Source organism: Pseudomonas sp. CCI1.1, assembly GCF_034348165.1.
Lineage (GTDB): Bacteria > Pseudomonadota > Gammaproteobacteria > Pseudomonadales > Pseudomonadaceae > Aquipseudomonas > Aquipseudomonas paracarnis.
This window is the reverse complement of the sequence record NZ_CP133780.1, coordinates 2,404,967-2,417,587: the sequence shown is the minus strand read 5'-3', so window position 1 is coordinate 2,417,587 and position 12,621 is coordinate 2,404,967. Positions and strand designations below refer to the sequence as shown.

Annotated in this window: 10 protein-coding genes and 4 tRNA genes; 12 read left to right on the top strand and 2 right to left on the bottom strand. The window is 61.3% G+C overall.

Annotated elements, in window-relative coordinates; all coding sequences use genetic code 11:
• The first annotated feature begins 55 nt into the window (after positions 1-55).
• The 9 genes from gltX (at position 56) to RHM69_RS10625 (ending at position 5,260) form a co-directional block, all read left to right on the top strand.
• On the top strand, positions 56-1,537 hold the full coding sequence (gene gltX, locus RHM69_RS10665) for a glutamate--tRNA ligase (RefSeq protein ID WP_038450886.1): 1,482 nt from the start codon (positions 56-58) through the stop codon (positions 1,535-1,537).
• A gap of 147 nt (positions 1,538-1,684) precedes the next feature.
• Positions 1,685-1,760, top strand: a tRNA-Ala gene (locus tag RHM69_RS10660).
• Positions 1,761-1,839: 79 nt separating this feature from the next.
• Positions 1,840-1,915 (top strand) — tRNA-Glu (locus RHM69_RS10655).
• 50 nt (positions 1,916-1,965) lie between these two features.
• Positions 1,966-2,041, top strand: a tRNA-Ala gene (locus tag RHM69_RS10650).
• Positions 2,042-2,122: 81 nt separating this feature from the next.
• A tRNA-Glu gene (locus RHM69_RS10645) sits at positions 2,123-2,198 on the top strand.
• Between the two features lie 185 nt (positions 2,199-2,383).
• Positions 2,384-2,923 carry a TetR/AcrR family transcriptional regulator gene (locus tag RHM69_RS10640; protein WP_014719166.1) on the top strand — a complete coding sequence of 180 codons (540 nt, stop codon included), beginning with the start codon at positions 2,384-2,386 and terminating at the stop codon, positions 2,921-2,923.
• A gap of 15 nt (positions 2,924-2,938) precedes the next feature.
• Positions 2,939-3,772, top strand: coding sequence for an alpha/beta hydrolase (locus RHM69_RS10635; RefSeq protein WP_019820855.1), 834 nt, complete (start codon positions 2,939-2,941; stop codon positions 3,770-3,772).
• Positions 3,773-3,810: 38 nt separating this feature from the next.
• Positions 3,811-4,245 (top strand): acyl-CoA thioesterase, encoded by a 435-nt coding sequence (locus tag RHM69_RS10630; RefSeq protein WP_020300953.1) that lies wholly within the window; start codon positions 3,811-3,813, stop codon positions 4,243-4,245.
• A 55-nt stretch (positions 4,246-4,300) separates the two neighbouring features.
• Positions 4,301-5,260 (top strand): tRNA dihydrouridine synthase, encoded by a 960-nt coding sequence (locus RHM69_RS10625; protein WP_057711844.1) that lies wholly within the window; start codon positions 4,301-4,303, stop codon positions 5,258-5,260.
• Here the strand turns inward: RHM69_RS10625 and RHM69_RS10620 are convergent.
• Positions 5,220-8,519, bottom strand: a complete 3,300-nt coding sequence (locus RHM69_RS10620) for an EAL domain-containing protein (RefSeq protein WP_200600268.1) — start codon at positions 8,517-8,519, stop codon at positions 5,220-5,222. The two genes, RHM69_RS10625 and RHM69_RS10620, sit on opposite strands and share 41 nt — an antisense overlap.
• Positions 8,520-8,585: 66 nt before the next feature.
• A complete protein-coding gene (locus RHM69_RS10615; protein ID WP_014719162.1) occupies positions 8,586-9,476 on the bottom strand; it encodes a LysR family transcriptional regulator in 891 nt (296 codons plus the stop codon).
• A 140-nt stretch (positions 9,477-9,616) separates the two neighbouring features.
• Between RHM69_RS10615 and leuC the strand changes: the two genes are divergently transcribed.
• The 3 genes from leuC to RHM69_RS10600 all read left to right on the top strand — a co-directional run bounded on the left by leuC (position 9,617) and on the right by RHM69_RS10600 (position 12,584).
• Positions 9,617-11,035, top strand: a complete 1,419-nt coding sequence (leuC, locus tag RHM69_RS10610; protein WP_020300951.1) for a 3-isopropylmalate dehydratase large subunit — start codon at positions 9,617-9,619, stop codon at positions 11,033-11,035.
• Positions 11,036-11,045: 10 nt separating this feature from the next.
• Positions 11,046-11,690, top strand: a complete 645-nt coding sequence (gene leuD, locus RHM69_RS10605) for a 3-isopropylmalate dehydratase small subunit (protein ID WP_014719160.1) — start codon at positions 11,046-11,048, stop codon at positions 11,688-11,690.
• A 129-nt stretch (positions 11,691-11,819) separates the two neighbouring features.
• Positions 11,820-12,584, top strand: coding sequence for a class I SAM-dependent methyltransferase (locus RHM69_RS10600; RefSeq protein ID WP_020300950.1), 765 nt, complete (start codon positions 11,820-11,822; stop codon positions 12,582-12,584).
• Positions 12,585-12,621 lie beyond the last annotated feature (37 nt).

Sequence of the window (12,621 nt, the reverse complement as noted above, 5' to 3'; positions counted from 1 at the left end):
TTACCATTCGCCCCTTGTTTCAATTTTCAGTTATATCGCCCATTCGAGACCTGCCATGACCACCGTCCGCACGCGCATTGCGCCATCGCCTACTGGGGATCCCCACGTCGGTACTGCTTACATCGCCCTGTTCAACTACTGCTTTGCCAAGCAGCATGGCGGTGAGTTCATCCTGCGGATCGAAGACACCGATCAACTGCGCTCCACCCGTGAGTCCGAACAGCAGATTTTCGATGCCCTGCGCTGGTTGGGCATTACCTGGGCTGAAGGTCCGGATGTCGGCGGCCCGCATGGCCCGTATCGCCAGAGCGAGCGCAGCGACATCTACAAGCAGTACACCCAGCAACTGGTCGACATGGGCCATGCCTTCCCGTGCTTCTGCACCGCCGAAGAACTGGACCAGATGCGCGCCGAGCAACAGGCCCGTGGCGAAACTCCGCGCTACGATGGCCGTGCGCTGCTGTTGTCCAAGGAAGAAGTGGCTGCGCGCCTGGCCGCCGGTGAGCCTCACGTCATTCGTATGAAAGTGCCAAGCGAAGGCGTATGCGTGGTGCCGGACATGCTGCGCGGTGACGTCGAAATCCCGTGGGACCGCATGGACATGCAGGTGCTGATGAAGACCGACGGCTTGCCGACGTACTTCCTGGCCAACGTGGTCGATGACCATCTGATGGGCATCACCCATGTGCTGCGCGGCGAAGAGTGGCTGCCATCGGCGCCGAAACTGATCCTGCTGTACGAATACTTCGGCTGGGAGCAACCGCAGCTGTGCTACATGCCGCTGCTGCGTAACCCGGACAAGAGCAAGCTGTCCAAACGTAAGAACCCGACGTCGGTGACGTTCTACGAGCGCATGGGCTTTATGCCTGAGGCGATGCTCAACTACCTGGGTCGCATGGGCTGGTCTATGCCGGACGAGCGCGAGAAGTTCTCGCTGCAGGAAATGGTCGACAACTTCGACCTGTCCCGCGTCTCCCTCGGTGGGCCGATCTTCGATATCGAGAAGCTGTCGTGGCTCAATGGTCAGTGGCTGCGTGACTTGCCCGTGGAGGAGTTTGCCTCCCGTGTGCAGCAGTGGGCATTGAACCCCGAGTACATGATGAAAATTGCGCCGTTGGTGCAGGGCAGGGTAGAGACGTTCAGCCAGGTCGCACCCTTGGCCAGTTTCTTCTTTGCCGGTGGCGTGAATCCCGATCCCAAGCTGTTCGAGTCCAAGAAGCTTTCCGGTGACCAAATTCGCCAGCTGATGCAGTTGATCCTGTGGAAGCTTGAAAGCCTGCGTCAGTGGGAGAAGGATGCGATCACCGCGACCATCCAGGCGGTGGTGGAATCCCTGGAGCTGAAACTGCGCGATGCCATGCCGCTGATGTTTGCCGCAATCACCGGGCAGGCCAGTTCGGTGTCGGTGCTTGATGCGATGGAAATTCTCGGCCCGGACTTGACTCGTTTCCGTCTACGCCAAGCCCTTGATTTGCTTGGGGGTGTATCGAAGAAAGAAAACAAGGAATGGGAAAAGCTGCTGGGCGCTATCGTTTAAGCAGGCCGCTTAGGGCACGAAACCCCGGTTTTTCGGGGTTTCGTCGGTAAGTGATTGTTATCCCGGCAAAAAATTTTGGAAATTGTTGAAAATAAATTTGACACGTTTCCAAACCGCCATTAAGATTCGCCCCGTCCTCACCGATGAGGGGCTATAGCTCAGCTGGGAGAGCGCTTGCATGGCATGCAAGAGGTCAACGGTTCGATCCCGTTTAGCTCCACCAATTTACAGGTTCAAGGTTCCGGCCACACCGTCCTTGAATTGATCAGGTCTCAGCTCTGATCAGATGTACAGAAGGTTTTGTCCCCTTCGTCTAGTGGCCTAGGACACCGCCCTTTCACGGCGGTAACAGGGGTTCGAGTCCCCTAGGGGACGCCAGTTTCAACAAGCAGCTCGAAAGGTCTGCTGCGTCGCGAGACGAAAAATCCGGGGCTATAGCTCAGCTGGGAGAGCGCTTGCATGGCATGCAAGAGGTCAACGGTTCGATCCCGTTTAGCTCCACCAATTTTACAGGTTCAAGGTTCCGGCCACACCGTCCTTGAATCGATCAGTTCTCAGCGCTGATCAGTTGTATAGAAGGTTTGTGTCCCCTTCGTCTAGTGGCCTAGGACACCGCCCTTTCACGGCGGTAACAGGGGTTCGAGTCCCCTAGGGGACGCCACGATTACCCGCTCTGCGGGATTTTTAAGGGTCATTCAATTATTGAATGGCCCTTTTGTTTGTCTGGCGTTTGGCCAATTCCCTCCTTTATTACCCATTTTTCTGTTCTGACCGGCGGTCGTGCTTGTCGCTTGCCAAATATTATTATGGTAATAATATTAAACCCCATGAGAGACGGAGGCTTCGATGAGCGATAAAAAAGCGCAAACCCGCGAACGTATTTTGCAGGCTGCCAGCGCGGCGTTGATCCAGCGTGGCCCGGCTGAGCCCAGTGTGGGCGAAGTGATGGGGGCGGCTGGGCTGACGGTAGGAGGCTTCTACGCGCATTTTGAAAGCAAAGACGCACTGATGCTGGAAGCGTTCAACCAGTTGTTGGCGCAGCGCCGCGCCTCCATCGATGACTTGGATGACCAGCTGACCGGCGAAGAGCGTCGCACGTTGGTCGCCGCGTTTTATCTGTCACGCAAGCACCGCGACTCCACGACCCAGGCCTGCCCGTTGCCCGCGACGGTGGGGGAGATGGGGCGCTTGCCGGATGCTTTTCGCGAGGTCTTGAACGAGCACGTCGAGTTGATGGCTGCGCAACTGGCCGGCAGCCCTGAAGAGATCGACAAAGCCCTGGCGGACATGGCCTTGATGGTCGGGGGGCTGACCCTGGCGCGGGCGCTGGGGCCGGGCGAGTTATCGGATCGGGTGATACGTGCGGCCAAGTCGGCGGTACGCTGAAAAAGGGGGCGCGAGATGGGCGCATTGACCTGGGTTCGTGGTTTCAATGGCACGGTGGGGCGCCTTGCGCCGCATGCGGTCGCCAGCAAGATGCGTCGCACCTTCATGACCCCGCGCGATCTTCCGCCGCGTGACTGGGAGTTGCCGCTGTTGGCCCAGTCGGAGCGCATCACCCTGCGTTTCGGCCTGTCGGCGTTGCGATGGGGGCATGGCCCGGCGGTGCTGCTGATGCATGGCTGGGAAGGCCGGCCCACCCAGTTCGCTAGCTTGATCACGGCGTTGGTCGACAACGGCTATTCGGTAATTGCCCTGGACGGTCCCGCTCACGGCCGGTCGCCAGGGCGTGAAGCCCATGTACTGCTGTTTGCCCGCGCCATGCTTGAGGCGGCGGCCGAGCTGCCGCCGCTGTATGCGGTGGTCGGCCATTCCATGGGCGGCGCCAGTGCGATGTTGGCGGTGCAGTTGGGGTTGCGTACGCAGGCATTGGTCAGCATTGCCGCACCGTCGCGCTTTCTGGATGTGCTACGCGGGTTCACCCGCATGGTCGGCTTGCCGCCACGGGCGCGCTCAGCCTTTATCCAAGAGGTGGAGTTGAGCATGGGCATGGCGCTCAAGCATTTGGACGTGGCCCACTACCAACTGAACATTCCCGGCCTGATCGTCCACGCCGAAGACGACACCTTTGTTCCGGTCAGGGCGGCTCAAGCCATTCACGAAGCCTGGTTCGACAGCCGCCTGCTGCGCTTGGAGCAGGGCGGCCACCAGAAAGTGCTCGCCGACCCGCAGGTCATCGATGCTGTGCTCGCCCTATTGGCCGGCTGCCGTCTACAGGAGCGCCAGATCGCCTGATACACTGCCCCGCCGACATCAATCGACTGGAGCAAGGCATGGGCTGGGATTTGGCAACGCCGTTCATCATCGATCTGCAGGTTGCGGCTGAGGACATCGACGGCCTGGGGCACGCCAATAATGCGGTGTACGTCTCATGGCTGGAGCGTTGTGCCTGGCGCCATTCCCAGCGCCTGGGGCTGGACCTCACCGAATACCGCCGCCTCGACCGCGCCATGGCCGTGGTACGCCATGAGATCGACTACCTGGCGGCAGGCTATGAGGGCGATGAGTTACAACTGGCCACCTGGATCGTCGACTGGGACCAGCGCCTGAAGATGACCCGCCGTTTCCAACTGGTACGCCCCCGTGACGGCGCGACCCTGCTGCGCGCGCAAACAACCTTCGTATGTATTGAGTTGTCCAGCGGCAAGCCCAAGCGCATGCCCGCCGAGTTTATTGAAGGTTACGGCCCCGCCCTGACAGGGGGTTAACGGTTGCCGCGGGAAACCCAGTAAACTGCGCCACGATTTTTGTTGAGTGTTTTCCATGCAAATTGCTTTGGCGCCCATGGAGGGGTTGGTCGACAACATCCTGCGGGACGTGTTGACCCACGTGGGCGGTATCGACTGGTGCGTGACCGAGTTCATCCGGGTCAACGACCGCCTGCTCACGCCTGCCTATTTCCACAAGCTCGCGCCTGAACTGCTGCACGGTGCCCACACGGCGGCGGGTGTGCCGTTGCGGGTGCAGTTGCTCGGTTCCGACCCAGTGTGCCTGGCGGAAAATGCCGCCCTGGCCTGTGAATTGGGCTCTGAAGTGATCGACCTGAACTTCGGGTGTCCGGCCAAGACCGTGAATAAATCCCGAGGTGGCGCGGTGCTGCTCAAGGAGCCGGAGCTGCTCAACCAGATCGTCGAGCACGTGCGCCGCGCCGTACCCGCCCATATTCCCGTGACCGCCAAGATGCGCCTGGGCTTCGACAGCCCGGATGGCGCGCTGGTGTGCGCCACGGCCCTGGCCGAGGGCGGCGCTGCGCATATCGTGGTGCATGCACGCACCAAGGCCGATGGCTACAAGCCGCCGGCTCATTGGGAGTGGATCCCGCGGGTGCAGGACGTGGTCAAGGTGCCGGTGTTTGCCAATGGCGATATCTGGAGCGTCGAAGACTGGAAACGCTGCCGCGAAATCAGCGGCGCCGAAGACATCATGCTGGGCCGTGGCCTGGTGGCGCGGCCCGATCTGGCGCGGCAGATTGTGGCGGCCAAGGCCGGCGAAGACGTGGTCGAGATGACCTGGGCGCAGATGCAGCCGATGCTTCAGGAGTTCTGGCGCCAGTCGGTGGCGCAACTGACGGAAAAGCAGGCGCCCGGCCGCTTGAAGCAGTGGCTGGCGATGCTCACGCGCAACTACCCGGAGGCAGTGGAGTTGTTCACGGCCCTGCGCCGCGAGACGGACTTGGGCCAAGTCAGCCGCCTGCTGGGCATGCCTCATCCAGCAGCCGCCTGAACCCCTCGATCGGCAACGGTCGGCTGTGCAAATACCCCTGGAATAAATGGCAGCCCAGCTTTTGCAGGAACGCCAACTGCTCCAGGGTTTCCACCCCCTCGGCGATGACTTCCAGGTTCAGGCTGCGGGCCATGGCCACAATGGCGCGGATGATTTCCGCATCATTGGGGTCGTGGGTCGCATCGCGCACGAACGACTGATCAATCTTCAGCGCGTCCACCGGCAGACGCTTGAGGTAGGTCAGGGATGAATAGCCGGTACCGAAATCATCCATCGCAAAGCTCACGCCGAGTTTTTTCAGGCGGCGCATCTTCACCACCGTGTCGTCCAGGTTCTGGATCACGATGCCTTCGGTAATTTCCAGTTTCAGCAGGCTGAACGGCAAACCGTGTTGCTTGAGGCTGTGCTCCACCCGTTCCACAAAGTCGTTCTGGCGAAACTGCCGGGGACTGATGTTCACGCACAGGCTGAAATTGAGCGGGTCCACCAAGCCGTCGGCAATCAACTGGGCAAAGGCGCCGCAGGCTTCATCGAGAATCCAGGTGCCGACCTCCAGGATCAGGCCGCTGTCTTCCAATACCTTGATAAATTCCGCCGGTGACTGCGCGCCCAATTGTGGGTGCTGCCAGCGCACCAGGGCCTCGGCGCCGACTATCCGGTTGCCGCGCGCATCCACCTGGGGCTGGTAATGCACGCTGAATTCGCCGCGTGACAAGGCCAGGCGCAAGTCAGTCTCCATGCGCAGGCGTTCGCTAGCGGTTCTTTGCATGCTGTTGTGGAACATCTGCGTGGTGTTGCGCCCGGAGTCCTTGGCGCGGTACAGGGCGATGTCGGCGCGCTTGAGCAAATCGGCGGGTGTGGTGCCGTGGTCGGGGATCAGTGCCACGCCGATGCTGGGTGTGACCTGCAGCCGATGACCGTCGAGAAACATCGGCTCCGAGAGCAATTCGCGCAGGGTATCGGCCAGCGCTTGCACTTGGCTGCTGACCGTCTGGCGGGTGCCCTCCAGGCCGCTGAGCAATACCACAAACTCATCGCCGCCCAAGCGCGCCACGGTGTCCTCCATGCGCACGCTGGCTTCCAGGCGCGCGGTGACGATTTTCAACACGGTATCGCCAACGGGGTGGCCGAGGGAGTCGTTGATGTGCTTGAAGTGGTCCAAGTCCAGAAACAGCAGGGCGCCGCGCAGGTTGTGGCGCTTGAGCAGGGCGATCTGCTGGCTCAGGCGGTCCATCAGCAGTGCGCGGTTCGGCAGGTTGGTCAGCGGGTCGTGATAGGCCAGGTGCCGGATTTGTGCCTGGGCGTTCTTCAATAGGCTCACATCCCGTGCGGTCAGCAGCAGGCAGGGGGTTTCATTCAAGGTGATCGGCTCCACCGAGACCTCCACCGCCAGTACCTCGCCACGCTTGTTGCGCCAGAGCATTTCCAGGTGGTGAATGCGCCCCTTGATCTGCAACTCGGCCAACAGTGCGGCGCGTTGGTTTTCGTCGGCCCAGATGCCGATCTGGTACAGGGTCAGGCCGATGGCCTCTTCGGTGCGGTAACCGGTCAGGCGGCAAAAGCCATCGTTGACCTCCACATAGCGGCCGGTGTCGCGCTCGGTGATGGAAATCGCATCGGGGCTGGAGTGGAACGCCTTGGCGAACTTCTCTTCGCTGGCCTTGAGTGCGGCTTCCGAGCGTTGCTGTTGGGTAATATCGCGCAGCGTGGTGACGATGCACGGCTGGTCGCTGACCTTGATTAAACGGCTGGAAATCATGCAAGTCAGGCTTTGGCCGTCCTTGTGATGCACCACGATGGCCACATTGCTCAGGGCCTGCTCGCGAATCACCTGCTCGATGCGTTGCAGGCGCTTGCTGGAGTCGTCCCACAGGCCGATTTGTTCGGCGCTTTTGTCGAGTACTTCGGCGGCTGTAAAGCCAAACGTCTGGGTAAACGCCGGGTTGATCTCGATGAACGCGCCGCTGTCCAGGCAGGTGACGCAGATCGGGTCGGGGCTGGCCTGGAACAGGCTGGCGAACTTTTCCTCCGAGGCGGTCAGCCGTTGCTCGCGCTCGACCTGGTCGGTGATATCCAGCAAGGTGCCGGCCATGCGCAGGGGCTTGCCTGACTCATCGCGATACAGGCGTGCGCGGCTCTCCAGGTAACGCGGGCTGCCGTCTTCCATTTGCACGCGGTAGGTCAACTGATAGTTGCCGTCCGGGCCTTCGCGCAAACTGCGGTACGCATGGCGCATACCCTCGCGGTCTTCATCGGACATGCCCTCAAAAAACGCATCGAAGGATTCATGGAACGGCGCGGGTTCCAGTCCGTGCAACTGGGCGGCACGCGCCGAGCCGTAGAGCATGCCGCTGGGGATGTGCCAATCCCAGGTGCCCAGTTGCGCGGAATCCAGAGCCAGGTCCAGGCGCTCCTGGCTGTCCTTGAGTGCTTGCTCGGCGTTTTTACGTTCGGTGGTGTCCAGGAACGTGCTGATCAGGTACGCCTCGCCGTCCAGTTCGACCTTTTGTGCGCTGAGGGTGCCGTCATGGATCTGGCCGTTGCTGGCGCAGAACTGCACTTCCATGGTGATGGGTTCGCCTTTGCGCTGGGTGGCCTTGACCAGCAGCGCCCGCTGTTCCGGATGGCGCCACAGGCCCAGTTCCAGGGTGGTGCGGCCGATGGCATCGGCCACTGGCCAGCCGAACAGCATCTCGAAATACTGGTTGGCTTCGCTGATCAAGCCGTCGGCCTGGCGCGTCAGCAGCACCATGTTCGGGCACAGGTGGAAGAGTGTGGCGAAGCGCTTTTCAGAATGGCTGAGGGCATGTTCACGGTCGCGTTGGTGGGTGATCTCGCGGATCACCCCGATCATGCGTCGCCGTCCGGCTTTGTCGGGGGCCAGGTTGCCGCTGATTTCCAGCCAGTGCAGGCTGCCATCGGGCCATTGGATGCGGTGGTGCATGGCGCGGTCGAAGGGCTCTCCGGCGAGCACCGCATGAAAGCCGCGCACCACCCGCGCGCTGTCTTGCGGGGCCAGCAGGTCGAGGTAGTCCAGGTCCTTGGGCAGAGGCTGGCGCGGGTCAAAGCCGAATAGCGCCTGGGTGCCCCGTGACCAACTGATTCTTCCTGTGTCGATTTCCCAGCACCAGGCACCCAGCCGCGCGGCATTGAGGGCCGCCAGCAGCTGCGGGGCACTGTCCCAGCTTTGTTCCGCCGCTTGAGGGTCCAGGGCGTAGATGCGGGGCAGGGGTGGAATCGGGTCAAGGGGGTTGCGCATTATCAAAGGGCCTTGGCTCATTGAGAAAACCGCGCGGTTTGACCCAAACCCTTGGCCCGCACGGTGTCATGCCGATAACCCTGGCAGATCGACCTGTGCATCCAACAGGCTCATGAAAGCCCGCGCAGCGTTCGACAGCGTCCTTTCGGTGTGCACGATATAGCCTAGCTGGCGACTGAGCTGTATGCCCGGCAAAGCGATACTTGCCACCTGATCGTCGAGCATGGTGCGTGGTAACACACTCCAGGCCAGACCGATGGAGACCATCATCTTGATGGTTTCCAGGTAGTTAGTACTCATCGCGATATTGGGCATCAGGCCCTGCGCCTCGAACAGGCGGCTGACAATATGGTGGGTAAAGGTATTGCCTCCGGGAAACACCGCCGGATGCCCGGCTATATCCGCCAGGCTGACGGAACCGTTGCTGATCAGGCTGTGTTCCGGCGCCACCACAAAATCCAGCGGGTCGTCCCACACCCGGGTGGCGCGTACCAGGTTGTGGGGCTCTGGCGCCAGGGTGATCACTGCGACTTCCGCACGGCCGTGGAGGATTTCTTCGTAGGCCACTTCTGAATCCAGAAACTGAATATCCAGCGCCACATTCGGGTATTGCCGGGTGAAGGTGCGCAGAATCGGTGGCAGGCGGTGCAGGCCGATATGGTGGCTGGTGGCCAGGGTGAGGCGGCCGCTGACTTCGCCGGTGAGGTTGGTCAGGGCCCGGCGGGTGTCGTCCAGCACGTTGAGGATTTGATAGGCGCGGGGCAATAAGGCCCGCCCGGCCTCGGTCAGGCCGACTTCGCGGCCCAGGCGGTCGAACAGTCGTACCTTCAATTGTTGTTCCAGACCGGCGATGCGCTTGCTGATGGCCGGCTGGGTCAGGTGCAGGCGTTCGCCGGCGCCGGAGAAGCTGCCGGTCTCGGCGATGGCGATAAAGGCGTTGAGGTTGGCCAGGTCCATGGTGCTATTCCAGTTGGTAATCCAAAGCATAAAAAATATGAATTTGAGTTATTTAATGTAGCGCCATACCATCAGCCTCACAAGCCAAAGGGTTATTGAAAAGCCCGGCGTATAGAAGCACCGCTGATGAGGACCGACTGATGGCCGGCAAAACGCTTTACGACAAGCTTTGGGATTCCCATGAAGTGAAACGTCGCGATGATGGATCGTCGCTGATCTACATCGACCGTCACATCATCCATGAAGTGACCTCGCCCCAAGCGTTCGAAGGCCTGCGACTGGCCGGGCGCAAGCCTTGGCGCGTCGACTCCATCATCGCCACGCCGGACCACAACGTGCCGACCACTCCTGAGCGCAAAGGCGGCATCGACGCCATTGCCGACCAGGTCTCGCGGTTGCAGGTGCAGACCCTTGACGACTATTGCGACGAATACGGCATCACCGAATTCAAGATGAACGACGTGCGCCAAGGCATCGTCCACGTCATCGGCCCGGAGCAGGGCGCAACCTTGCCGGGCATGACCGTGGTCTGCGGTGACTCCCATACCTCCACCCATGGTGCGTTCGGCGCCCTGGCCCACGGCATCGGTACTTCCGAGGTGGAGCACGTGTTTGCCACCCAGTGCCTGGTGGCCAAGAAAATGAAAAACATGCTGGTACGCGTCGAAGGCCAATTGCCGTTTGGCGTGACCGCCAAGGACATCGTACTGGCTGTGATCGGCAAGATCGGCACCGCGGGCGGTAACGGCCATGCCATCGAGTTCGCCGGCAGTGCTATCCGCGAGCTGTCCATTGAAGGCCGCATGACCATCTGCAACATGTCCATCGAAGCCGGTGCCCGCGTGGGTATGGTGGCGGCGGACGAAAAAACCGTCGAATACGTCAAAGGTCGCCCCTTCGCGCCGCAAGGCGCCGATTGGGACGCCGCCGTCGAAGCCTGGAAAGACCTGGTCTCCGACGCCGATGCGGTGTTCGACACCGTGGTCGAACTCGACGCTGCGCAGATCAAGCCGCAAGTCAGCTGGGGCACTTCGCCGGAAATGGTCTTGGCCGTTGACCAGAACGTGCCGGACCCGGCCAAAGAGGCCGACCTGGTCAAGCGCGGCTCCATCGAGCGCGCCTTGAAATACATGGGGTTGACCGCCAATCAGGCGATCACTGATATCCAGTTGGACCGTGTATTTATCGGCTCCTGCACCAACTCGCGGATCGAAGACCTGCGCGCCGCGGCGGTGATCGCCAAGGGCCGCAAGGTGGCCTCGACTATCAAGCAAGCCATTGTGGTGCCAGGTTCCGGGCTGGTTAAAGCCCAGGCGGAAGCCGAAGGGCTGGACAAGATCTTCCTCGAAGCCGGTTTTGAATGGCGGGAGCCGGGCTGCTCGATGTGCCTGGCGATGAACCCGGACCGCCTGGAGTCGGGCGAGCATTGCGCATCGACCTCCAACCGTAACTTCGAAGGGCGTCAGGGCGCGGGTGGGCGTACCCACCTGGTGAGCCCGGCCATGGCCGCCGCTGCTGCCGTCAACGGTCGTTTCATCGACGTTCGCGAATTGATCTGAGGAAAACCCGATGAGAGCTTTTACCCAACACACAGGCCTTGTAGCGCCGTTGGACCGTGCCAATGTGGACACCGACCAGATCATCCCAAAGCAATTTTTGAAGTCGATCAAGCGCACCGGTTTCGGCCCCAACTTGTTCGATGAGTGGCGCTACCTGGACGTGGGCTACGCCTACCAGGACAACTCCAAGCGCCCCCTGAACAAGGACTTTGTGCTCAACGCCGAGCGTTACCAAGGTGCCAGCGTGTTGCTGGCCCGGGAAAACTTCGGTTGCGGCTCCAGCCGTGAACACGCGCCGTGGGCCCTGGAAGAGTACGGCTTTCGCAGCATCATCGCGCCGAGCTACGCCGATATCTTCTTCAACAACAGCTTCAAGAACGGCCTGTTGCCGATCATCTTGAGCGACGCAGAAGTGGACGAGTTGTTCCAGCAAGTGGAGGCCAATGTCGGCTACCAATTGACGGTGGACCTGGCCGCGCAAACCGTGACCCGCCCGGACGGCAAGGTGTACCACTTTGAAGTGGATGCCTTCCGTAAGCACTGCCTGATCAACGGCCTGGACGACATCGGCCTGACCTTGCAGGACGGCGATGCGATTGCTGCGTTTGAAACCCGGCACCGGGCGAGCCAGCCCTGGTTGTTTCGCGATGCCTGATTTGCGGTAACCGTGCGGGCCCCATCGCGGGCAAGCCCGACTCCCACATTGGAGTGCATTCCAACGGTGGGAGCTGGCTTGCCTGCGATAGCGCCAGTGCAACCACCACAAACCCCAAGGAAAGCCACCATGACCACCCCCGCCCACACCCAAGTCGTGCAAAAACAATTCGGCGAGCAAGCCTCGGCCTACCTGAGCAGCGCCGTGCACGCCCAGGGCACCGAATTCGCTGTGCTACAGGCCGAGCTGGCCGGGCAGGGCGCTGCACGCTTGCTGGACCTGGGCTGCGGTGCCGGTCATGTCAGCTTCCATGTGGCGCCTCTGGTCAAAGAAGTGGTGGCCTACGACTTGTCCCAGCCCATGCTCGACGTGGTGGCCGCCGCCGCCAAAGACCGCAACCTGGACAACATCCGCACCGTGCACGGCGCCGCTGAGCGCTTGCCCTTTGCCGAGGGTGAGTTCGACTTCGTATTCAGTCGTTATTCGGCCCATCACTGGAGCGACCTCGGCCTGGCCCTGCGTGAAGTGCGCCGGGTGCTCAAGCCGGGCGGCGTGGCGGCATTTGTGGATGTCTTGTCACCGGGCAGCCCCCTGTTGGACACTTACCTGCAAACCGTCGAAGTGCTGCGCGACACTAGCCACGTGCGTGATTACTCCGGCGCCGAGTGGATGCGCCAGTTGAGTGAGGCTGGCCTGCACGTGCGCAACAGCAGTCGCCAGCGCTTGCGCCTGGAATACACCTCGTGGGTCGAGCGCATGCGCACGCCAGAGGTATTGCGTGCGGCAATCCTTAAGCTGCAACAGGCGATGGGCCAGGAAGTGCGCGATTATTACGACATTCAAGCCGACGGCACCTTCAGCACCGATGTGCTGGTGGTCTTCGCCGAACGCTGATTGATTTTTCCCGACCTGCCCACGGGCGGGTCGCTTG

Excerpts from the sequence above, each read along its gene's own strand:
- RHM69_RS10620 (WP_200600268.1), bottom strand. The coding sequence starts at position 8,519 with ATGCGCAACCCCCTTGACCCGATTCCACCCCTGCCCCGCATCTACGCC.
- RHM69_RS10635 (WP_019820855.1), top strand. The coding sequence starts at position 2,939 with ATGGGCGCATTGACCTGGGTTCGTGGTTTCAATGGCACGGTGGGGCGC.
- leuD (WP_014719160.1), top strand. The coding sequence starts at position 11,046 with ATGAGAGCTTTTACCCAACACACAGGCCTTGTAGCGCCGTTGGACCGT.
- RHM69_RS10630 (WP_020300953.1), top strand. The coding sequence starts at position 3,811 with ATGGGCTGGGATTTGGCAACGCCGTTCATCATCGATCTGCAGGTTGCG.
- RHM69_RS10615 (WP_014719162.1), bottom strand. The coding sequence starts at position 9,476 with ATGGACCTGGCCAACCTCAACGCCTTTATCGCCATCGCCGAGACCGGC.
- RHM69_RS10640 (WP_014719166.1), top strand. The coding sequence starts at position 2,384 with ATGAGCGATAAAAAAGCGCAAACCCGCGAACGTATTTTGCAGGCTGCC.
- gltX (WP_038450886.1), top strand. The coding sequence starts at position 56 with ATGACCACCGTCCGCACGCGCATTGCGCCATCGCCTACTGGGGATCCC.
- RHM69_RS10600 (WP_020300950.1), top strand. The coding sequence starts at position 11,820 with ATGACCACCCCCGCCCACACCCAAGTCGTGCAAAAACAATTCGGCGAG.
- leuC (WP_020300951.1), top strand. The coding sequence starts at position 9,617 with ATGGCCGGCAAAACGCTTTACGACAAGCTTTGGGATTCCCATGAAGTG.
- RHM69_RS10625 (WP_057711844.1), top strand. The coding sequence starts at position 4,301 with ATGCAAATTGCTTTGGCGCCCATGGAGGGGTTGGTCGACAACATCCTG.